Below are 21,767 nucleotides of genomic sequence, written 5' to 3' on the forward strand. Positions count from 1 at the left end.
GCTATTCAGCGGCGAGTTTCAGCCCGTCGCCTTCATCATTCAGCGTTTCAGCGACCTTGTGCGCCAGTCGGCGCGCCACTTCGGTCTTGCCCATGCGCGGCCAGCGTTCGGATCCGTCCCGGGTGATCAAGGCAATCTCGTTTTCCGAGCCGCCCATCACATCCCCGGAGACATCATTGGCGACAATCCAGTCACAATTCTTGCGGGCGAGCTTCGCTTCAGCGTGTTCCTCGACATCATGGGTCTCTGCGGCGAAGCCGATCACCAGGGCGGGTCGGTTCTTGCGCTTGTTGGCCAGCGTCTTGAGGATGTCCGGGTTTTCGGTCAGTTCCATGGAGGGATGTTCGCTGCCCGCGCCCTTGATCTTCAGCTTCTTGGTTGCGGCCCGTGCCGGGCGCCAGTCAGCAACTGCGGCCACAGAAACGAACACGTCAGCAGGCAGAGCGTCCTCGCAGGCCTTCAACATCTGGCGGGCAGTCTCGACCGGTACGAAATTCACTCCCCGTGGTGCGGGCAGGGCGACCGGACCGGAGACCAAAGTGACCTGCGCACCAAGACGCGCGAGCGCTTCGGCAATCGCATAGCCTTGCTTGCCGGAAGAATGGTTGGACAAGAACCGAACAGGATCCAGCGGTTCGCGTGTCGGGCCTGCTGTGACAAGCGCGTGGGTTCCCGCGAGTGCGCCGGTGGCGTCTCCTGCCAGCATGCGTTCGATTTCTTCGGCGATGACCGGAAGTTCCGGAAGGCGGCCAGGACCGAATTCACCGCAGGCCATCGCGCCTTCGTCCGGCTCCATCACCGTCACGCCATCCGCGCGGAGCGTTTCGACATTCCGCACCGTGGCTGGGTGCTGCCACATGCGCACATTCATGGCGGGCACGACCAGGACACGTTTGTCAGTCGCCAGAAGTGTGGTGGAGGCAAGATCATTGGCGAGGCCACCTGCGGCCTTGGCCATCAGGTCTGCGGTAGCCGGGCAGACAACGACGAGATCGGCCGAGCGAGACAGCTCGATATGGCCCATTTCCGCTTCGTCGCTCAGATTGAAGAGTTCTGTATAAACCTTGTCACCGGACAGGGCGGAGACCGAGAGGGGGGTGACGAATTCCTGTCCGCCCTTCGTCACGATGCACCGACAGGCAATGTCGCGCCGGCGCAACTCCCGGATCAGTTCCAGGCTCTTATAGGCGGCAATACCGCCGGAAATGATCAAAAGGATGCGTTTTTGCGTCATGGGCCGGGCTCTGTTCGTTAAGCGTGTCTTATCGCAAATTTCTTGCCGTTACCCCATGAAATCCCTGTGAACTTGGCGGCTCGGTTAAGGTTTTGGCGGGTTTCAGCAGGGAAATGCCCGAAACTCGCTATTTCGCTGCCCAGATGCCCAGCGCAACCAAGGCCGCGATGAAGCCAAACCAGCCCCACCAGGGCGCAAACCGGCGTGGAAGCGGCGGGGGCGAAACCGGTTCGAGTAGTGAGGCCTCAAATTTGTCCATGACTTCTGGCAGACGCTTCAACCGGTTGGTGATCTCTTTCACATTGCCGGCGACAAGCTTTGCGGCGCCCTCTGGGCCGAAGCTGCGCCGGATCCACGTGCCGACCACGGGTTCGGACGCAAACCATATATTGTGCGACGGGTCGATCGCGCGGGCGACGCCTTCCACTTGGACCATGGTCTTCTGGAGCAGGACAAGTTCCGGACGCAGGGACATTCCGAATGTGTGCGTATAGTCGAACAATTGAAGCAGGACGCGACCCATCGAGACTTCTTCGGCCGGTTTGCCATGTACGGGTTCGCCGATGGAACGGAGAGCTTGTGCGAACTCCCCGATAGACTGGTTGGCCGGTACATAACCGGCCTCGAAATGGACTTCGGCAACACGGCGGTAATCGCGCTTCAGGAAGCCCCAAAGGATTTCGGCGAGGAAGCGGCGCTCGACCAGGCCGATCCGGCCAATGATTCCGAAATCCACCAGGGCCACCTTGCCTTCCGGCGTGATGATGAGGTTGCCTTCATGCATGTCCGCATGGAACACGCCGTATTCGATCGCATGGGTCAGGAAGCCCTGCGTGATGTCGTTCGCCAATTTCTTGCGGTCGATGCCGGGACGGTCCAGCGCTTTTGGATCGGTGAGAGAAACTCCGTCGATCCAGTCGATGGTAAGAACCCGGCGACCGGTGCGGTCCCAATCGACGGAGGGAATGACGAAATGGCCGGATTTCTGGCTGATTTCGTGCATTTCGTCTGCGCCGCCTGCTTCGAGGCGCAGGTCGGTTTCCCGCATCATGGCATTCGCAATGGTTTCAGTGAAAGCCACAGGTTTCAGACGCTGGCTCTCGGCTGAGATGCCTTCGATGGTGCGCGCAGCGCGTTTCATGGCAGAAAGTTCCACCATCAATTTGTGCTCAATGCCCGGCCGCAGGATTTTCACGGCGCGTTCCCCTTCTGGCAGGGACATCTTGTGGACCTGCGCGATGGACGCGGCCGCAACCGGGTCTGACAATTCGGCAAACAGGCGTGCGGCGTCAGCCTCACCAAACTCTTCCGCGAGGGCGGCGCGCGCCGCCTTCATCGAAAAGGGCGGCAGCTTGTCCTTCAGACGGCCCAGATCCTGGGTGACTTCAGCGCCGAACACATCCGGGCGCGTGGCCAGAAACTGCCCAAGCTTGATATAGGCCGGTCCCAGCTTTTCCAACGCGCGGGCGAGGCGCTCGCCGGGGCGTCCCCGCGCGCCGCCACCAAAGACACGTAGCACCCGCCCGGCGATGCGGGCAGGCAGAGGCAGGCGGGTCTGGTAAGCGCCCGGCAGGATCACATCGTGTCGCGCGAGCGCTATGCCAGCGCGCATCAGGCGGCGATAATCTCCAATCAGTCCCATGCCATGCTCCTCGCGCCAACGGGAACCGGCAGGCCCGGACGGCGTTTGATGAGGGAAGATATGTTTACAGAGGATGCTGTCATGGCCACTAAAAAAGCACCAAAAAACAAAGGAACTCTATACTTTGTGACGAGTGGACTGCTTGTGGCTGCAATGATTGCTGCGGCGATCTACTATGCCGAGCCGAGCCAAGCCCCAGACCAGCTGTTGCTGGACCCTGCACAGCGCTCCAGTCTGACGCCGGATTCGAGCCCAAGCTGACCCGCATCAGACCGCCCAGCCGAAGTGCAGGGCGGCGATGCCTCCCGAATAATTCGTGACGTTCACACGAGAAAAGCCTGAATCTTCGATTTCTTTGCGGAAGGCGTCCTGTGTCGGAAATTTCCGTATTGATTCAACAAGATACTGATAACTATCGGCATCTCCCGCAACCAGGCTGCCGAGGCGCGGGATTACATTGAAACTGTATGTGTCGTATGCGGCTTGCAGGGCAGGGACCGTCATATGGCTGAACTCCAGAACGGCCAACCTGCCGCCCGGTTTCAACACGCGGCGGAACTCCCGTAATCCTTCCAGACGATCCGCAAAATTGCGAATTCCGAACGACACGGTGACGGCATCGAATGCTCGGTCGGGATAGGGCAAATTCTGGCCGTCGGCGCAAATCCAGTCTAGCCGACCTTCCCATTTAGCATTGTCCGCGCGGGCTTTGCCTGCGTCCAGCATGGCATCATTGATGTCGGACACGATTGCGGTGGCGGGCGTGTCGATGCCCCTGCGCTTGCCCGCCTTGTCAGCCAAGGTGAGAAAGGCGCGTGCCAATTCGCCGGTGCCGCCAGCAACATCCAGATGGCGCTCGCCGGGCTGTGGGTTCACCTGATTCATCGCATCATGCTTCCAGAGGCGGTGGACGCCTGCGGACATGAGATCGTTCATCAGGTCGTAGCGGGACGCGACAGAGCGGAAGACGCCTTTCACGCGGGCGACCTTCTCCGTCTCGGTGACCTCTTCGAAGCCGAACGACACCTTGCGTTCCGTATCTCTATCTGCAGACATGCGCGCCACCATAGTTGCCTCGATCACCCTAGGCTATATGCCATAGCCATGCCTGAATTACCCGAAGTCGAGACAGTTCGCCGCGGACTTGCGCCGGTCATGGAGGGCCAGCGTATTGAGCGTCTGGTCCACAACCGGGCTGATCTACGGTTTCCCTTCCCCGACCGGTTCGCCGAACGCCTCAGCGGTGCGCGTATCACCCATCTGGGCCGCAAGGCGAAGTTCCTGACGCTTGCCCTGTCGACGGATGAGGTCCTCGTCATGCATCTCGGCATGACCGGCCGCTTTACCGTTGCAGGCGAGAAGCTCGGTGAATTTCAACATGAGACGGGGACTAACCCGCGCCACGATCATGTTGTCTTCAATCTCGAGAATGGCGCGTCCGTAACATATAACGATCCGCGTCGATTTGGTTTCATGGAACTCTGGCCCGCGCAGCAGTTTCAGGCGTATCCAAGGTTAATGGCGATGGGGCCTGAACCGCTGTCCAATGGGTTTTCCGAAGCGTATCTGAATACAGTTCTGCGGGGGCGCAAGACGCCGATCAAATCGGCGCTGCTCGACCAGTCGGTGATTGCCGGGCTCGGTAATATCTATGTGTGCGAAGCATTGTGGCGTGCGGGCGTATCGCCGCGCCGGAGTGCAGCGACCGTGCCGGGCCAGCGCGCCGCACGCCTCGTGCCAGCGATCAATGACGTTATAGCCGAAGCTATAGCGGCAGGCGGCTCATCCATCTCGGACTTTGCCAGCGCGAGTGGGGAGCTTGGCTATTTCCAGCACACTTTCGCCGTCTATGACCGGGAAGGGGACCCTTGCCGTGACTGCACCAAGCCGATCCAACGCATCGTCCAATCAGGTAGGTCGAGTTTCTTCTGTAGTGCCTGCCAACGTTAGGGACGAGATGGCCCCAGCGCGGCCAGAATCTGAATGGCTGTTTCCAGATCATCTGCCCGTACAAGGGAGTCGACGAGTTTTTTCGCCTCCCGCTTCAGCAAACCTATCTTTGCGTGCTCAAGGTCGCGGACCTCGGGTGCCGCAGGAAATGGCTCGTAGNNGTTGATCGGCTTACCGAGGGCGATGGCCACGTCCCTCAACCTGCCAGCTGACAGGCGACTGCGGCCGGCCTCATACTTCTGAACCTGCTGAAAAGTAAGGCCCAGCTTTTCGGACAACGCCTCTTGCGTCATTCCCACTTCACGACGCGCCTGTCGGACTTGCCGACCGATAAAGCGGTCTGCATCTGTGGGTTTTCTTACGTCCTGGGGAGATGGGGCATGCGGCATCCTGGGTCCCTGAGGCCGGGTGTCTGACGCAATGCGCCGCGCACCCATTGAAATCAGGGGCTGACAATATTCAATCCTGAGTGGTTTTCAAGCCCAAAGAATGCCCACACGCAACTTGCGATTGTGTGTCGAGTTTTGCTTTATCTTTCGAGGCGGCCAGAGCCAACATCCTCATGCAGGATAATCAATTGGTCCGACGACTATTTCGGATCAAGCCGAATGACGTCGTCTTCTGACGATGCCGGCTCTGCAGTGTCGTCGGGAAGGGACAGGCCAAGCGACGGAGCATCCTCGAACTGGCCTCCGCCAAAACCGCCGGACCCGATCAGCAGACCATCATCTTCGTCCGACTGCCCAATTCGCAAATTCAGCGTACCGCTGCCAGTGTCCTGAGCCGCCGATGAACTTGGCAGGTTCAGATTGAGGGAGCCCGTATATTCGTCCTCGACCTGGGCGGTCTCGGTAGCGACGACAGCTGCGTCTTCACTGCTGGAATTTTCAGAACAGGCCGTCCCTGCCAGACAGAAAGACACGATGGCGATAGACGTTGTCAGTTTCATGATCATGTCCCCATTCTTGCCGGGAGCTTCAGCGGCTCGCAAGCTTGTCTTGCACAACGTTCCAGAAATCGGCAGCGATATCAATGCCGCTGAGTTTCTTGATGGCCTGAACACCGGTGGGGGAGGTGACATTCACCTCGGTAAGACGCCCGCCAATCACGTCGATGCCTGTCAGGACGAGTCCGCGACGTTTCAATTCCGGCCCGATGGCTTCGCAAATCCGCATATCCGCGTCGCTCATATCTGTCTCCTCGGCCGTACCGCCGACAACGAGGTTCGATCGGACCTGACCTTCCTTGGGGCGCCGGTTGAGCGCGCCGGCGGCTTTGCCATCGATCAGGATGATGCGCTTGTCGCCCTCGCTGACGGCCGGCAGAAATGCCTGAACCATGACCGGTTCACGCGAGCGACTGAAGAAGAGCTCAGTCAACGAGTCGAAATTGGAATCGTCCTGCTTCAGGCGAAACACGCCTGCGCCGCCATGCCCATAGAGCGGCTTGATGATGATGTCCTTGTGCTCGGCGCGGAAGGCTTCGATGACAGACAAGTCGCGCGACACAAGGGTTGGTGGCATCAGGTCTGGATACAATAGCGGGAAAATCTTTTCTGGACTGGATCGAACGCCAGCCGGGTCATTCACGACGAGGGTTTCGTCTGCGATTTCCTCAAGCAGATGGCAGGCCGTGATATAGCTCATGTCAAAGGGTGGGTCCTGACGCATCAGGATGACGTCAACGTCTTTTGCAAGATCCAGCCGGACGGGCGCTTCAAACAGGCCGGGCGCGTCCTTCACACGCTGGACGCGCGCGGGTCGAACCATGGCCGTTACGCGGCCTTGCTCGATGCTCATGTCATCGGGACCGTAGACGAACAGCTCCATGCCGCGCGCTTGTGCGACTTCGGCCAAGGCAAAAGTGGTGTCTCCGTCGATATTGACGGATTCGAGCGGATCCATCTGGATCGCGACGCGAAGGCTCATGAGGCGGCTCCCTTCATGGGCCGCCGCCCGCGCGACCTGACCCGTCTAGTAATTGGCGCCGATCAGTTCCCCGTCGGCCTGATAGTCATATGAGGCATCGGGTGCTGTTTGATAAGGGGGCGTGCCCTGCGTCGTCGGCGCGGCTTGTTGGGAGCGGGTATTGTCACGAATGCGGACATAGGAAACCACCTGTTTCACGCCGCCCACCACACTGGCCTCCTCGGCTGCGCGCTTCAACTCCTCGGCCGACCGCGCGATGCCCATAAGGTAGACAACGCCATTATAGGTTTCGATGTTGAAGTTGAGGCTTTTGACCGTGCTGGACCCAACCAGGCGTGCGCGGACCCGACCCGTGATGACTTCATCGGAGACATTTGCGAGGAAACCGCCCGGAGGCTGGATACGAATTTCATTGGCGACATCGCGCGTGAGGTGAGAGGTCCAGGCGATACCTTCGGCTTTCACACGCTCTTCCGGAGTGTTTACGCGGCCGGAGAGCAGGACGAGTCCCCCGGTGACCTCCACATCGACCTCTCCAAACTTGTTTGCGCTTTCAGACAGGAGCTTACTCTTGATCTCATTCGACGCGGTGGCATCGTCCACAGCTTCCCCGAGCGATTTCTCCTGGGCGGCGGCAACGCCGACGGCCCCGGCGGTGCCAAGCGCTGCAACGGCGCAACCCCCGAGCGGCAAAGCAAACAAAACGGCGGCAGCAGCAAATTGCATGCGCATGAAACTCTACTCCATCAGCAACAAGAATGACGTCGGAATATGCCCTGAACATGCGGCGAAAATCTGGCAAACTGCGCATAAGGTGCAATTTGGTGCGAATTCAGACTCGATATGACGGCGACAGACCTTTAATGGCTGGTTGTTCGGCCCCGTAGATGCTATTATCTGAAGAGGACGTAACAAGAAGGAACCGGACCCCTGACCCCCAGCGCCCCGCGGCTCCAGCCCGCCCAGCAGGCCACGCTCGAAGAAATCCGTAATGTGGCCGAAGCCCTCGCCAAGGCCCTTGAGGATGACAAGGCTGAAGACATTCTCTTCATTGACCTTGATGGAAGATCTTCGCTCGCAGATTTCATGATCATCGCATCCGGTCGTTCAGGCCGGCATGTTGCGGCTCTCGCAGACCATCTTGCACAAGACGTAAAGAAGCTGACCGGTCGCCCGGCCAGTGTCGAAGGTATGCCGAATGCAGATTGGGTGCTGATCGATACCGGGGATGTCATCGTCCACCTGTTCCGCCCGGAAGTCCGGGAATTCTATAATCTCGAAAAGATCTGGGCATCTGACAATGCCCATCGTGCGCCAGCCAATTAGCGGGCGACCATGCGGATCATCTTTCTGGTCGTCGGGCGGCTAAAGGCCGGGCCGGAACGCGAACTTGTCGACGAATACATCAAACGTGCAGGGCCGATCGCACGATCCCTCGGCTTTCGCGGCATTGAAGAGATCGAAGTGCCCAGCGGCGGCGGACTGGACGCTGAAGCGGACCGGATTCTCGCCAAACTACCGTCAGGTGCCAAATGTATCCGACTGGACGAGTTCGGACGGGCACAAAGATCTCGCGAATTTTCTGAAAATCTCGCCAAATGGCGCGATCAGGGCGTGCCTGACCTCGTTTTCCTGATTGGGGGAGCCGAGGGCTATGGCGACGCGGTGAAGTCAGCTGTTCCGGATACTCTGGCTTTTGGACCACAGACCTGGCCACATCGTTTCGTCAGGGTGATGGTGACAGAGCAGGTGTACCGCGCTGTATCGATCCTCGCCGGGACGCCCTATCACAAGGATTAAGGCTCAACCTGCGTAGAGTGACGGCTGTGGCATCAGGACCATCGCAAATGTTACGGCCGCGATTATCCCCAAAACGGCAACAGACAATAGTCGTGTGATGGATATGGGATGGCTCACGGGATCGTCCTTTCTGGTCGCTTGGGCTCCAGATGGTGCCTCGATACATTGATGAACACTCTTGTAACGGAATAGGTTCCATGCGCGGCACGCATGAGGCGATTTCAGGGCAGAGCCTTACACTTTGTTGATCCTTGCAATTTCCCGGCCTAGAGCAGTAGTCGACCGAACTAGCGCGGTGGGAGGCGGTTACCATGTCGGGATTGAGGGACTTCCTGAAAGTCTATTGGCCTCTGGTCGTCGTTGCCTTTGCGGGCGTGCTCCTGGCTCTGGTGCTGATGGACCCTGCGCCACCGAAAACGATCCGGTTCGCCGCTGGCAGCCCGGGCGGTGCCTATCATGCCTTTGCAGAACGCTATCAGCGTCTTCTCGCGGAAGAGGGGGTGGAGGTTGTGCTGGTGGAGACGCAGGGCTCGATCGACAATCTGCGCCTGCTGGATGATTCCGAGGTTGATGTCGGCCTTGTGCAGGGCGGACTCTCAACTGTGTCCGATGAGGAAGAGTTGCGCTCAATTGGAGGCCTGTTTCCGGAGCCTTTCTGGGTGTTTGTCCGGAATGATGTTCCCGCTGACACGTTGGGCGATCTTCACAGTGTTCGAATGGCTGTTGGCGGTGACGGGTCGGGCACGCGCATGCTCGCCCTGGAGCTTGAGGCCGATTATGGCGGCGAATGGGATGAAATGTCTCGGTTGCCGCTTTCGGGTAATGCAGCAGCGGACGCCCTCCTGGCCGGAAATGTGGATGCGGTCGCTTTCTCTGCCTCGGTGGAGGCATCCTATGTCGACCGATTGCTGAACAGCCCGGATGTTGTCCGCCTGCTTCCGTTTGACCGCGCTCCGGCACTGGCGCGCCGGCATGAGGCGCTATCAGATATTGTCCTTCTCAGAGGCGTTATGGATATCGGCAAGAATCTGCCGGCAACAGACATCCCCCTGGTTGCACCTGTCGCACAACTGGTCGTCCGCAAGGACTTGCACCCGGCCATCGAAGCGCTTCTCATAGATGCTGCAACGGCGATTCATTCCCAAGGTACGCTGCTGGCCCCGGCGGGGGAGTATCCTGATCCGGATCTGATCGATCTGCCCATCAGCGAACAGGCACGTCGATACTACAAGGACGGCCCGTCATTCCTGCGCCGTTACTTTTCGTTCGACGTCGCGAATTTTCTGGACAGGGCCTGGGTGCTTGCAATCCCGTTGCTGACCTTGCTCTTCCCGTTGGTCCGGGTCGCACCTCCCATCTATCGCTGGCGTGTGCGCCGGAAAATCTATGTCTGGTATGAAGACTTGCGTGCGCTCGAAGAGCGTGGACGTTCGACCGACAACAAGGCGGAACGTGACAAGGTGCAGGAGGAACTCGAAACCCTGCAGGCAGAAATCGGTGCCGTTGAAGTGCCGCTTTCCTATACGGACGATCTTTACCGGCTTCGCAGTCATGTCGAGTTCGTCAAGCAACTGGTGCGTGAGCGAAATCCGGTGAAGGTTGCCGGCTGAAATGACTTCATTGCGAAAGATAGCCATTGCCGGTGCCGGCATTGGGGGACTGGCCGCGGCAGCTCTGCTTGCCCGAGCTGGCCATGACGTCACCGTCTATGACCAGTTCGATGCGCCAGGACCTGTCGGGTCTGGCCTGATCCTGCAAGAAACGGGGTTGACGATATTGGGCGAGCTCGGCTTGCGTGAGCGAGCCGAAACGCTGGGCGCGCCTATTCGGCGCCTGCATGGCCAGGCGGTCAATTCCGGGCGCACCGTGTTGGATGTCCGATATGATGCCATCCGGCCCAGCCTTCGGGGCATATCCATCCAGCGTCCCGTCCTGTTTGACCTGGTATATCAAGCAGCCAGAGAGGCAGGCGCGAATATTGTCCCGTCCACACGGATCATCTCGGCTCAGGCCGTCGGAGGGTACCTGACCACAGGGGATGGAACGACGTTGGGACCGTTTGATCTTGTGGTTGATGCACTTGGTGTGCGTTCCCCGCTCTCATCTCGTCCGCGCAGTCAGCTCGAATATGGCGCGCTCTGGGCAACCCTTCCGTGGCAGGAGGGATATGGGTTTGAGCGGAACACCTTGGCACAACGCTACCGGCAGGCCCGTCAGATGGCGGGGGTGATGCCATCCGGTCGCTCAGAAGAAGGGGGCGTGGACACGCTTACCTATTTCTGGTCCATCCGAACGGATCAGTATCAGGCTTGGAAGCAGGCTCCCCTGTCAGATTGGAAAGCAGAGGCGGTCGCGCTCTGGCCGGAAACGGCTTCCTTGGTGGACCAGTTGCAGAGCCATGCTCAGCTGACCTATGCGGAATATGACCATCGCACGCACGCGCCTGCCGTAAACCAGCGGCTGGTGCATATCGGCGACAGTTGGCATGCGGCCAGCCCCCAACTGGGCCAAGGGGCCAACATGGCCTTGCTTGATGCCTATGCGCTGTCGCGGGCATTGTGCGTCCATGACGATCTGGACAGGCAATTGCGCCACTACACCTCAATGCGTTCAGGGCACGTCAGAATGTTTCAGACAATGAGCTGGCTTTTCACGCCGGTCTACCAGTCGGATTCCACGATGCTTGCATGGTTGCGCGATTGGCTGGCGGCCCCGATCAGCAAGATACCGCCCGCACCGAAAGTGCTTGCCGCCATGGTGTCGGGCGGAATGGGCAAGCCGCTCAACAGGCTTGGGCTCAAGGCTGGCGATGTATCAGTCACTGCCGAGTGATTTGAGGCGGTACAGCACGTCAAGCGCCTCACGCGGAGTCAGGGAATCCGGGTCAATCTGTTGCAGTAACAGGTCGGATTCTGACGGCGCAATTACCTGATCCGCGGTGTCCTCGTCTGTGATTGGCGCAAGAGATGCCGCAGCAAAGAGGGGCAGGTTTTCGGGCGCGTCAGGTTGAGCCTCAAGCTGCTTCAGTATTTGCGCCGCCCGCTTGACGGCCTTCTTCGGAAGGCCTGCAAGCTTGGCCACTTGTACGCCGTAAGACTTGTCAGCCGGCCCGGCCTGAACTTCATGCAGGAAGACAAGGTCATCCTTCCACTCCTTGGCGCGGAGCGAAGCATTGGCGGCGCCGGGTAAGTCCTCAACCAGTTTGGTCAGCTCATGATAGTGAGTGGCAAACAAGGCCCGGGCCTTGTTGACCGAATGAAGGTGTTCAACCGCCGCCCAAGCGATGGCAAGACCGTCCCATGTTGATGTGCCCCGGCCGACTTCGTCCATGATGACGAAACTGCGCTCCGTAGCCTGATTGAGAATGGCGGCGGTCTCAACCATTTCCACCATGAAGGTGGATCGCCCGCGTGCCAGATCGTCGGACGCGCCGACGCGCGAAAAGATCCGATCGACCAAGCCCAATGTCAGGGATCGCGCAGGCACGAAGAGCCCTGCTTGCGCCAGGATAACGGCCAGCGCGGCTTGTCTTAGATAGGTGGACTTACCGGCCATGTTCGGACCAGTCACGAGCAGGAGGCGCGTTCCGAAATCGCCCTCGGCACTTAGTCCCAGGTCGTTGGCGGTAAATCCCTTGCCATCTTTCTTGAGCGCAGCTTCGACCACCGGGTGGCGCAGCCCCGTGGCGTGAAATGTGGTGTCTTCTGTCAGTACGGGTCTGATCGCGTCGACCTCAAACGCCCATTCTGCTGAGGCTGCCGCGACATCGAGGTCCGCAATGGCGCCTGCAGTGCGGGATAGAGGCGAGTTTAGCGCATCAATTCGCTCACAAAACCCTTCGAAGACGGACATTTCACGCGCTTTTGCTTCGTCCTCTGCGCGGGAAATCCTGCCCGCGAGCTCAGAAAGTTCCTGCGTAGAGAAGCGCACATTGCTGGCCAGAGTCTGACGATGGATGAAGGTTTCGGACAGAGGCGGTTTCATCAACGGGTCGCCATAGCGGGCCGGGACATCGACGAAATAGCCAAGCACATTGTTGAACTTGATCTTCAACGCGGTGATGCCGGTTTCGTCAGCGTAGCGAGCCTGTAGCGCTGCGATGATCTGGCGGCTGTCATCGCGCAGGCCACGGGCTTCATCGAGCGCCTCGTCCCAGCCGGGTGCAACGAACCCGCCATCGCGGGCGAGCGTGGGTGGGTTTTCCGAAAGGGCTGTCTCCAAATCCCGCGCGAGTGTGGCGAGGTCTTCGTCCTTGCTCAGGTCGAGTGCGGCAACAGCCTCATCAATTTTGTGCGGCAGGCCCGCAGAGCTGGCTGTCAGTTGGCTTGCCGCTTCATGTGCGGCAGTCAGTGCGCGCCCGATCGCGGCCAGGTCGCGCGGCCCACCCCGACCGAGGCGCAATCGTGTCCGCGCACGTTCCAGATCCGGCGCAGCCTTCAAGCTGGCACGGACGGACTCCACCGCGTCGCGATCATCCGCAAACCAGGCCACGGCGTCATACCGCGCTTCAATCTCCACCCGGTCGACACAGGGACGCGAAAGACGCGAGGCCAGAAGCCGCGCGCCCGGTGCGGTGACGGTCCGGTCGATTGTGCCCAGCAGGGATCCGTCGCGGTCGCCGCGCATGGATCGGTCGATCTCCAGGCTCGTGCGGGTTGCTGGATCAATCGCTAGATGGCCCTCTGCGCGTGCTCGAATGGGTGGGTCCAATCGGATGTCGCTGCCTGCTTGGGTGAGCTTCACGTAATCCAGCAATAGGCCGATTGCTGCGAGTTCTGCGCGGCCGAAGTCGCCGAGCGCTTCCAGCGCAGCGATTCCGAATGTTTCTTTGAAAAGGGCTTCGCCCGATTTGTACGTCGCGCTGCGGGCGGGCCGGAAGGTCACTGGTGCGGTGGAGAGCGCAGTCGCATTTGCGATGGCAGGTTTGTCGATATCGCCCTCGGACACCAACAGTTCAGACAATGGATAAGCCATCAGGCTGTCAGCAAGCGTGTTCGCTGCGAGCGCGGAGACATCAAATCGTCCGGTGGAGACGTCGCAGACGGCGATGGCCGCTTCGGTTCCGCCGCCTCCTATGGCTATCGCGGCCAGTGCCTGATCCTGATTTGCGGGCAGCAGGGCGTCTTCGGTCAGCGTTCCGGGCGTAACAATGCGGACGATGTCCCGGTTTACGATCGATTTTGATCCGCGCTTCTTGGCCTCTGCGGGGCTCTCTGTCTGCTCGCAAACGGCAACCCGGCATCCGGCCTTGATCAGGCGTGCCAGATAACCCTCGGCGGCATGATAGGGCACGCCTGCCATGGGGATGGGTTTGCCTTCATACTCGCCTCGTGACGTCAGCGTTATGCCGAGCACTTTCGAGGCCTGAACCGCGTCGTCGAAGAACAGTTCGTAAAAGTCGCCCATCCGGAAGAAGAGCATGGCATCTTCATGCCGCGCCTTGATCGACAGGTATTGCGCCATGAACGGGCTTGGCGCAGGAGCGGGTTTCGAGGGAGCAGAAGTGTCGGCCATGGGCCGGGACGCTATCGTCAGTGCCGGAGATTCGCAAAGCCTCGCACCAGCTTGCGCGCGACAAAGTGATCATATCGCACTGAATGGCCCGTTTTACGGTTGGCATGGCTTTCGCACCGGCCTAGTTTGCCGCCTCAATTGAAACTTTTTGCAAAAACGGATTTGCCGCGCGATGACAACTAAACGGCCGAGCTTCACAGACCAGGAAGCCCTCGATTTTCACTCGCAGCCACACGCCGGCAAAATCTCCATGGCGCCGACCAAGCCTATGGGTACGCAGCGTGACCTGTCGTTGGCCTATAGTCCCGGCGTTGCGGTACCCGTGCTTGCCATCGCGGAAGACGAGGATCGGGCGTACGATTACACTGCCAAGGGCAATCTGGTCGCGGTCATTTCCAACGGTACTGCCATCCTCGGCCTCGGCAATCTTGGGCCGATGGCGTCCAAACCGGTTATGGAAGGCAAGTCTGTCCTGTTCAAACGGTTTGCCGATATCGACAGTTTCGACGTCGAGGTCAGCACGACAGACGTCGAAGAATTCATCATGACGGTCCGGAACATCGGTTCCACGTGGGGCGGCATCAACCTGGAAGATATCTCGTCTCCGGACTGTTTCATCATTGAGAGCCGTCTGCGCGAAGACCTCGACATTCCGGTGTTTCATGATGACCAGCACGGCACGGCGATTATTGCCGCGGCCGGCCTTATCAATGCCTGCCACATTACGGGTCGGGAACTGAAAGATCTGAAAGTCGCCGTCTCGGGGGCAGGGGCCGCCGGTCTTTCCTGCGCAGGACTGATTCGCCATCTCGGCGTGAAGCCTGAGAATATCCTGATGTGTGACTCCAGCGGCGTTGTCTATGAGGGACGCACCGAGAAGATGGACCAGTTCAAGTCCGCCTTTGCCGTCAAAACCACAAAGCGAACGCTCGCAGAAGCAATCGAAGGCGCTGACGTACTGTTGGGCCTGTCCGCGAAGGGCGCTGTCTCGAAAGAGATGGTCAAGTCGATGGCCAAGGACCCGATCATCTTCGCCATGGCCAATCCCGACCCTGAAATCACGCCGGAAGATATCAAGTCGGTTCGTGATGATGCGATCATTGCCACCGGCCGGTCGGATTATCCCAATCAGGTCAACAATGTTCTGGGTTTCCCGTACATCTTCCGCGGCGCGCTGGACGTGCGTGCGCGTGGCATCAATGAAGAGATGAAGGTTGCAGCTGCACGGGCAATCGCTGAGCTGGCGCGCGAAGACGTGCCGGATGAAGTGGCGGCTGCATATCATGGCGCGCGCCCAAGCTTCGGGCGTGAATACATCATTCCGACCCCGTTTGATCCGCGCCTGATCAGCTTCATTCCGCCTTTCGTGGCGCAGGCCGCCATGGATACCGGCGTGGCTCGCAAACCGATTGATGACATGGAAGCCTACCGGCATTCGCTGGCCCGCCGCGCGGACCCGTCTGCCTCCTTCATTCAGGGGGTTCAGGCTCGCTGTAAGGAGCTGCAGCGCCGCATCGTGTTTGCTGAGGGTGAAGAGCCCGCCGTCGTTCGCGCTGCCTTCAGCTTCAAGAACCAGGGGCTTGGTCACCCGATCCTGATTGGTCGCGAGGCTCAGGTCGAGCGCGCCATGGAACAGATGGGTATCCAGCCCGGTACACTTGAGATTCTCAATGCGCGCCTGTCTGACAACAATCCGGTCTACACGGACATGCTGTATGCTCGCCTCCAGCGCGACGGCTATTTGAAGCGGGATGCCCAGCGTCTCGTGAACCAGGACCGCAATGTCTTCGGCTGTTGCATGCTGAAGAATGGCGACGCTGATGGCATGGTCACGGGTGTGACCCGTAACTATGACGTCGCCTTGAACGACTCGCTGCTGGTGCTCGATCCGATACCGGGACAGGCCATAATTGGCATGTCGATGGTGATTAACCGGGGGCGGACGGTCTTCATCGCAGACACTAGCGTCACCGAGCTGCCGCAGGGCGAAGACCTTGCCAATATCGCCATAGAGGCCGCCCGAGGCGTCCGCTCACTTGGCTTCTCGCCGCGCGTGGCATTCCTGTCCTATTCGACCTTCGGCAACCCGATGGGCGAGCGCGGCGAAAAGGTGCGCGATGCCGTCGCCATCCTGGATGGCATGAAGGATATCGACTTCGAATATGAAGGTGACATGAGCGCGGATGTTGCGTTGAACACCAGCCACAAGCTGCTCTACCCATTCTCGCGCCTGACTGGACCGGCAAATGTGTTGGTCATGCCAGCCATTCACGCCGCATCTATCTCGACCAAGCTTCTGGAATCGATGAGCCGCGCCACGGTGATTGGGCCAATGCTGCTGGGTCTAGAAAAGCCGGTACAGATTGCCTCGCTCGGCGCAACGGTCGGTGACATTGTGAACCTCGCAACGATTGCGGCCTTTGATGTGGATCACGTGCACGGCGGCTAACGTCATCGTCACGAAATTCCCCAGCGTCAGGACTCGCAGGCGGCGAGTGGCTCACCTATAGTCATATCAAGCATATGGACCACAGGGAGGCCCGAACGGCATGAAGGAATACAAGCAGTTCTATATCGACGGTGCATGGGTTGATCCCGTTGAGCCGCGCACGTTGGAAATCGAGAACCCGGCCACTGAAGAAAACTTCGCGGTCATTTCGATTGGTTCCAAGGCCGATGTCGATAAGGCCGTTGCCGCAGCTCGGAAGGCTTTCCCGGCATTTTCGCAGACCAGCGTGGAATACCGCGCCGAGCTGCTCGAAAAGATCGCTGCAGGCATTCAGGCGCGTATGCCGGAAATGGCAGAAGCGATCTCAAACGAGATGGGCGCGCCGATGTGGCTTGCCAATGCGGCGCAAGTGCCTGCCGGTATGGGACATTTTGCGACCACCGCAGCCATTCTGCGTGACTATCAGTTCGAGGAGCTGAAGGGTACGACGCTGCTTCGCAAGGAGCCAATCGGCGTTTGCGGATTCATCACGCCTTGGAACTGGCCGCTGAACCAGATCGCCTGCAAGGTTGCTCCGGCAATTGCTGCAGGGTGCACCATGGTGCTCAAGCCGTCCGAAATCGCGCCGCTCGACGCGATGATCCTGACGGAAATCATGCACGAGGCCGGTGTGCCGAAGGGCGTATTCAACCTCGTCAACGGAGATGGTCCGGGTGTCGGTTCGGCGCTGTCCTCACACCCTGACGTCGACATGATGAGCTTCACCGGCTCCACACGCGCAGGTGTGCTTGTGGCTCAGGCGGCTGCGCCGACCGTAAAGCGCGTCGCACAGGAACTCGGCGGCAAGAGCCCGAATATCATCCTGCCATCCGCAGACCTCGAGAAGGCTGTCGGTGGCGGCGTCATGCAGATGATGACGAATACGGGTCAGTCCTGTAACGCGCCATCGCGCATGTTCGTCCAGAAGGACCAGCAGGACCAGGCGATTGCGATCGCAAAGGCAGCGGCTGAATCGGTGAAAGTGATGATGCCAGGTGAAGCCTCACCGGGCGCTATTGGTCCGATTTCGAACGGCAACCAGTACCAGAAGGTTCAGGATCTGATCGAGACTGGCATCAAGGAAGGCGCGACTTTGGTTGCAGGTGGTCCGGGGCGTCCGGAAGGCTTCAACAAGGGCTATTTCGCGCGTCCAACCGTGTTTGCGAATGTCACCAATGACATGACCATTGCGCGTGAGGAAATCTTCGGGCCAGTGCTCGTCATGATCCCATATGAGGATGTGGATGATGCTGTCGAAATGGCCAATGACACAGTCTATGGCCTGGCAGGCTATGTGCAGGGCGCTGAAGATGAAGCCCGCAAAGTGGCCAACCGCATCCGTGCCGGTCAGATTCAGGTCAATGGTGCACGGCCAGACTTCACTGCACCATTCGGTGGCTACGGCCAATCCGGCAACGGCCGGGAATGGGGCGAGCATGGCTTTGAGGAGTTTCTCGAAGTCAAGGCAGTCATGGGCTACAAGGCCGCCTAGTCTGTTTCACGGCTGAAAATATTATGGGGCGGCCTTCGGGTCGCCCTTTTTGTTTGCCTGATTGACATCGATCAGGCGGCTCTCTGAATTGTGAAGCCAATTCAACTAGTGTTCAGCTAACTTCCCCCATACATTACAGGAAACATCGCTTTGGAGGGTGATATTCCATGCCCAAATTCAAGCTTACAGGTGCAATCGCTGCCTTGGCCGTGCTCGGCGCCTGCGCGACCGCAACGCCATATCAGGCCGCTCTGGATGGCGATCGCGGCTATTCGGAAATGAAGATCGAGGACAATCGGTTCCAGGTCGAGTTTTCCGGAAACTCCCTGACAGATCGAAAGACCGTAGAGACCTATTTGCTCTACCGGGCTGCGGAGCTGACCCGACTGAACGGGTATGACCACTTCCGGGTCGTACGCCGCGACACAGATTCTGAAAGCCGGCTTGTGCCGGTTGGCGGAGGCTCGCCTTATTACGACCATTTCCACCTGAATTACAGATACTTCGGCCCTTATGCGGCCTATTATCATGACCCATTCCGTCGGTCTCGCTATTCTGCGTTTGGACCTTATGACGCTTATTGGGGCGGCCCACGGGAATACCGTGAGCGGACGAGCTATGTCGCGTCTGCAGAAATCCTGATGGGTAAGGGCGAAAAGCCCGCCGATGCCGCCTATTTTGATGCAGAGCAAGTTGTCTTCAACCTCAGCCCAAACATCATGAGACCGGAGCTGAAATAGTCCTCGACCCGCGAATTCGCATTGCAGCCCCGCCATTTGGCGGGGCTTTTTTCTGGTCTGGACACTGGCCATTCCTTTGAAGGAGGCCCAGATAGGGCCCTTGAGAATCTCAAGAAAGCCTGTCGAACCCATGCCGGACTCCGAAATGCCCGCTCCTGAGCCGCGCACCTTGCAAGGTGCCCATGGTCGACCTGTGCCGGGGCGCACGGAGATGGTCGTCATGGTTGCGGCGCTGATGGCGCTTAACGCGCTCGCTATCGACATCATGCTGCCTGCACTGGGTGAGATCGCGGATTCGATCGGTCTGACAGGTGCTTCCCCGGAGGATGCCAATCGTCAGCAGATGATTGTGTTTTCCTATGTATTGGGCTTCGGCGCGCCTCAACTCGTTTGGGGGCCGATTTCCGACCGCTTCGGTCGGCGCGTCCCCTTGTTCGTTGGATTGGTTGGTTACTCGCTGACTGCGCTACTCTGTATTGCACTAAAGGATTTTCATGCGCTGCTTGCTGCGCGTTTCCTGCAGGGCGTTTTTGCTTCAGGCGCCCGGCTTGTGGCTGTTTCGGTCGTCCGTGATCTTTATGCGGGCCGGCGTATGGCGGGTTTCATGTCATTGGTCATGACCATTTTCATGGTTGTGCCCATGATCGCGCCTGCCATGGGTCAGCTGATCCTGTTCGTCGCACCCTGGCAATGGATATTCGGCGTCCTTGCCTTGTTCGGCGGGCTTTTGCTTGCATGGACATGGTTGCGCTTGCCAGAAACCCTGGCGCCCGAGGCGCGCAATCCTCTAAATGTTTCGTCTGCCGCCAGCAGCTATATGGCAGTCATACGTAGTCGCATCACGTTCGGTTACATGTGCGCTTCCGGTGTCATATTCGGCGCATTGTTCTCATTTATCGGATCTTCAGAGCAGATATTTCGGGATGTCTTCGGCCAGGAAGAGACATTCGCGTTCTGGTTTGCAGGCGTGGCGGGTGCGCTCGCATGCGCAAACCTGTTCAACTCCCGCATGGTTGAGAGAATCGGCATGCGGCGGATCAGTCATGCCGCAATGGTGTTCTTCATCATCATGTCGACTTCGCTGGCGCTGGTGACGCATTTCTTCGGCGAGAGCCTGTTATGGTTTTTCCCGATGTTCGCGATGACGTTTGCCTGTTTTGGCCTGATGGGTGCAAACTTCTCGGCACTCGCGATGGAGCCGTTGGGCAAGATTGCGGGCACGGCTTCTGCAGCCTACGGCTTCGCGACGACAACAGTTTCAAGCATTCTCGGAATTCTGATCGGCAGCTACTATAACGGCACGACGGTGCCGCTTGTTCTCGGGTTTGCGTGTCTAGGTGTGGGCTCGCTCGTGATCGTGTTGATCACCGAGAAAGGCAAATTGTTCAGCTCTCGCTGAGCTTGGCTTGCCGGCGCTTTCGGGCGGCCGGTTCGCGAATGCGAGACAGCGGCCGAACCTGGCTTTCCAGATGTTCGATAATCAGGCCAGCGATGTCTTTGCCGCTGGCCGATTCGATGCCCTCGAGACCCGGCGATGAGTTCACCTCCAGTACTTTGGGGCCTTTTTCTGTTTGCAGCAGGTCGACCCCTGCGACGCGCAAGCCGAGCACTTTAGCCGCCTCACGGGCCGTGTCGCGTTCGGCGCGGGACAGCCTGATGGTTGAGGCTGTTCCCCCGCGATGGAGGTTGGAGCGGAACTCGCCCTTCTGGGCCTGACGCTTCATCGCGCCGACCACTTTGTTGCCGACTACGAACGCCCGAACATCGGTGCCTGCAGCTTCTTCGACGAATTCCTGTACCAGAAAGTTTGCTTCCAGACCCCGGAAGGCATCAATCAGGCTTTCAGCAGCCTTGCGGGTCTCGGCGAGCACGACGCCCTTGCCTTGCGTGGATGAGAGCAGTTTCACCACCACAGGCGCGCCTCCCGCCAGCGAGATCAGATCCTTGGTGTCTTTCGGACTGTGCGCGAAGGCCGTGACCGGCATGTCGATCTTGGCGCGGGCAAGCAGTTGGTGCGCCATCAGCTTGTCGCGCGAATGGCCGATCGCACTGGCACTGTTCAAGCAGAATGCGCCGGTATTGGTGAACTGTCGCAGCACGGCCAAGCCGTAATCTGTAATCCCTGCCCCGATGCGCGGAATCACCGCGTCATAGCGGGGCAGTGCCTTGCCATCATAGTGGACTTGCGGATGCGTCGTGCCAATTTGCATGTAACAGCGTGCGGTATCTATGGCCTCGATCACGTGGCCTCGCTCCTGTGCCGCTTCGATGAGGCGCAGACTTGAATAATTCCGCGGCTCGCGCGTGAGCAACGCAATGCGCAATGGACGTTTGACGGGCTTCTTCTTTGGCAGGCCCGCATAGGCCGCAAAGTCGAGTTTCGGCTGAAGGAAAGACGCGTTTGCGTTGACGATCATGTCCGGCTGGATCGCGCCGCGGCCGAACAACATGCGGTAGGTCATGCTCTCGCGATTGGTCAGCGTCAGCTGGATCGGCCAGCGGCGTCCGCCCATCTCGACATCGGTCTGGATCACATAACGCAGCTCAGTGTCCCCGTTGGAGCTGGTCACGTCCCGGCGGTCTACAACCGGCGCGGAGCATGTGATTTCCAAGCCTGGATCACTCGGGTCCGGTTGGATCAGGAAGCGCACCTGGGGTGCATCGGCAGGCCCGAATGGCTCAATGACGCTGGCGTGCAGCGCAGACGTGCGCGCGCCGGTATCCACCTTCGCCTTGATCGCGGGCAAGCCGAGATCGGGCAGAGTCAGCCACTCTTCCCAGCCGAGTTGGAACGGGTCTGATTGCGACATTATGAAAGCCTTCCTGCCAGTTCGCGCCCGATAAAGGTGAACCGACAGGTATTCAATCTCTTATCCGCAGAACGCAGCGGATCAGCCCTCGACCAGCCAGGCTTTCTCTACGATTCCGACCACATCGCCCATGATTTCGGTGATCTTGAAATCCTTGGGCGTATAGACG

20 protein-coding genes are annotated in these 21,767 nt (G+C 59.2%); 10 read left to right on the forward strand and 10 right to left on the reverse strand.

Translation table 11 applies throughout. From position 1 onward, the window contains the following. Nucleotide 1: 1 nt before the first annotated feature. Together coaBC and ubiB are read right to left on the reverse strand one after the other, a co-directional pair. On the reverse strand, nucleotides 2–1,234 hold the full coding sequence (coaBC, locus tag B2P82_RS11350; protein ID WP_290497083.1) for a bifunctional phosphopantothenoylcysteine decarboxylase/phosphopantothenate--cysteine ligase CoaBC: 1,233 nt from the start codon (nucleotides 1,232–1,234) through the stop codon (nucleotides 2–4). A 127-nt stretch (nucleotides 1,235–1,361) separates the two neighbouring features. Beyond that, entirely contained in the window at nucleotides 1,362–2,876 is a 1,515-nt protein-coding gene (gene ubiB / locus B2P82_RS11355) for a 2-polyprenylphenol 6-hydroxylase (RefSeq protein ID WP_290497084.1), read from the reverse strand. A gap of 81 nt (nucleotides 2,877–2,957) precedes the next feature. Between ubiB and B2P82_RS11360 the strand changes: the two genes are divergently transcribed. Beyond that, a complete protein-coding gene (locus B2P82_RS11360; RefSeq protein WP_206991923.1) occupies nucleotides 2,958–3,137 on the forward strand; it encodes a hypothetical protein in 180 nt (59 codons plus the stop codon). 6 nt (nucleotides 3,138–3,143) lie between these two features. On the opposite strand, the gene B2P82_RS11365 is transcribed toward B2P82_RS11360, so the two are convergent. After that, nucleotides 3,144–3,932, reverse strand: a complete 789-nt coding sequence (locus tag B2P82_RS11365; protein WP_290497085.1) for a class I SAM-dependent methyltransferase — start codon at nucleotides 3,930–3,932, stop codon at nucleotides 3,144–3,146. A gap of 48 nt (nucleotides 3,933–3,980) precedes the next feature. Between B2P82_RS11365 and mutM the strand changes: the two genes are divergently transcribed. Next, nucleotides 3,981–4,826 carry a bifunctional DNA-formamidopyrimidine glycosylase/DNA-(apurinic or apyrimidinic site) lyase gene (gene mutM / locus B2P82_RS11370; RefSeq protein ID WP_290497086.1) on the forward strand — a complete coding sequence of 282 codons (846 nt, stop codon included), beginning with the start codon at nucleotides 3,981–3,983 and terminating at the stop codon, nucleotides 4,824–4,826. Here the strand turns inward: mutM and B2P82_RS11375 are convergent. The 4 genes from B2P82_RS11375 to B2P82_RS11390 form a co-directional block, all read right to left on the reverse strand. Next, on the reverse strand, nucleotides 4,823–5,263 hold the full coding sequence (locus tag B2P82_RS11375) for a helix-turn-helix domain-containing protein (protein ID WP_349679746.1): 441 nt from the start codon (nucleotides 5,261–5,263) through the stop codon (nucleotides 4,823–4,825). The two genes, mutM and B2P82_RS11375, sit on opposite strands and share 4 nt — an antisense overlap. Nucleotides 5,264–5,415: 152 nt before the next feature. Next, complete coding sequence (locus B2P82_RS11380) at nucleotides 5,416–5,775, reverse strand: hypothetical protein (RefSeq protein ID WP_156486770.1); 360 nt, start codon at nucleotides 5,773–5,775, stop codon at nucleotides 5,416–5,418. Between the two features lie 28 nt (nucleotides 5,776–5,803). Beyond that, nucleotides 5,804–6,754 (reverse strand): glutathione synthase, encoded by a 951-nt coding sequence (gshB, locus tag B2P82_RS11385; RefSeq protein WP_290497088.1) that lies wholly within the window; start codon nucleotides 6,752–6,754, stop codon nucleotides 5,804–5,806. 45 nt (nucleotides 6,755–6,799) lie between these two features. Further along, a complete protein-coding gene (locus B2P82_RS11390) occupies nucleotides 6,800–7,486 on the reverse strand; it encodes a BON domain-containing protein (protein WP_290497089.1) in 687 nt (228 codons plus the stop codon). Nucleotides 7,487–7,747: 261 nt separating this feature from the next. On the opposite strand from B2P82_RS11390, the gene rsfS reads away from it, so the two are divergent. The 4 genes from rsfS to B2P82_RS11410 all read left to right on the forward strand — a co-directional run bounded on the left by rsfS (nucleotide 7,748) and on the right by B2P82_RS11410 (nucleotide 11,386). Further along, nucleotides 7,748–8,080: a ribosome silencing factor gene (rsfS, locus tag B2P82_RS11395; RefSeq protein ID WP_231884219.1), complete on the forward strand. Its 333-nt coding sequence runs from the start codon at nucleotides 7,748–7,750 to the stop codon at nucleotides 8,078–8,080. Between the two features lie 9 nt (nucleotides 8,081–8,089). Beyond that, nucleotides 8,090–8,554 carry a 23S rRNA (pseudouridine(1915)-N(3))-methyltransferase RlmH gene (locus B2P82_RS11400; RefSeq protein WP_067327323.1) on the forward strand — a complete coding sequence of 155 codons (465 nt, stop codon included), beginning with the start codon at nucleotides 8,090–8,092 and terminating at the stop codon, nucleotides 8,552–8,554. Between the two features lie 311 nt (nucleotides 8,555–8,865). Beyond that, a complete protein-coding gene (locus tag B2P82_RS11405) occupies nucleotides 8,866–10,164 on the forward strand; it encodes a TAXI family TRAP transporter solute-binding subunit (RefSeq protein ID WP_290497090.1) in 1,299 nt (432 codons plus the stop codon). Nucleotide 10,165: 1 nt separating this feature from the next. After that, nucleotides 10,166–11,386: an FAD-dependent oxidoreductase gene (locus tag B2P82_RS11410; protein WP_290497091.1), complete on the forward strand. Its 1,221-nt coding sequence runs from the start codon at nucleotides 10,166–10,168 to the stop codon at nucleotides 11,384–11,386. Here B2P82_RS11410 and mutS read toward each other — a convergent pair. Further along, entirely contained in the window at nucleotides 11,369–14,068 is a 2,700-nt protein-coding gene (gene mutS, locus B2P82_RS11415; protein WP_290497092.1) for a DNA mismatch repair protein MutS, read from the reverse strand. The genes B2P82_RS11410 and mutS overlap by 18 nt on opposite strands. Nucleotides 14,069–14,240: 172 nt before the next feature. Between mutS and B2P82_RS11420 the strand changes: the two genes are divergently transcribed. From B2P82_RS11420 to B2P82_RS11435, 4 genes are all read left to right on the forward strand, one after another. Continuing rightward, nucleotides 14,241–16,517, forward strand: a complete 2,277-nt coding sequence (locus B2P82_RS11420; RefSeq protein ID WP_034817619.1) for an NADP-dependent malic enzyme — start codon at nucleotides 14,241–14,243, stop codon at nucleotides 16,515–16,517. A 100-nt stretch (nucleotides 16,518–16,617) separates the two neighbouring features. Beyond that, nucleotides 16,618–18,048 carry an aldehyde dehydrogenase family protein gene (locus B2P82_RS11425; protein WP_034817621.1) on the forward strand — a complete coding sequence of 477 codons (1,431 nt, stop codon included), beginning with the start codon at nucleotides 16,618–16,620 and terminating at the stop codon, nucleotides 18,046–18,048. Nucleotides 18,049–18,215: 167 nt separating this feature from the next. Next, entirely contained in the window at nucleotides 18,216–18,788 is a 573-nt protein-coding gene (locus tag B2P82_RS11430; protein ID WP_034817622.1) for a CC0125/CC1285 family lipoprotein, read from the forward strand. A gap of 100 nt (nucleotides 18,789–18,888) precedes the next feature. Further along, the gene (locus tag B2P82_RS11435; RefSeq protein WP_290497093.1) at nucleotides 18,889–20,187 is read left to right on the forward strand and encodes a multidrug effflux MFS transporter; all 1,299 of its coding nucleotides are present in this window, start codon (nucleotides 18,889–18,891) and stop codon (nucleotides 20,185–20,187) included. Here B2P82_RS11435 and rimK read toward each other — a convergent pair. After that, nucleotides 20,174–21,598 carry a 30S ribosomal protein S6--L-glutamate ligase gene (gene rimK, locus B2P82_RS11440; protein ID WP_290497094.1) on the reverse strand — a complete coding sequence of 475 codons (1,425 nt, stop codon included), beginning with the start codon at nucleotides 21,596–21,598 and terminating at the stop codon, nucleotides 20,174–20,176. The genes B2P82_RS11435 and rimK overlap by 14 nt on opposite strands. 81 nt (nucleotides 21,599–21,679) lie before the next feature. Beyond that, nucleotides 21,680–21,767: hypothetical protein (locus B2P82_RS16975; protein WP_349679748.1), on the reverse strand; the 88-nt coding region annotated here is incomplete at its 5' end.

It is taken from the genome of Hyphomonas sp. UBA4494, from assembly GCF_002388935.1.
In the GTDB taxonomy this organism is placed as follows: Bacteria; Pseudomonadota; Alphaproteobacteria; order Caulobacterales; family Hyphomonadaceae; genus Hyphomonas.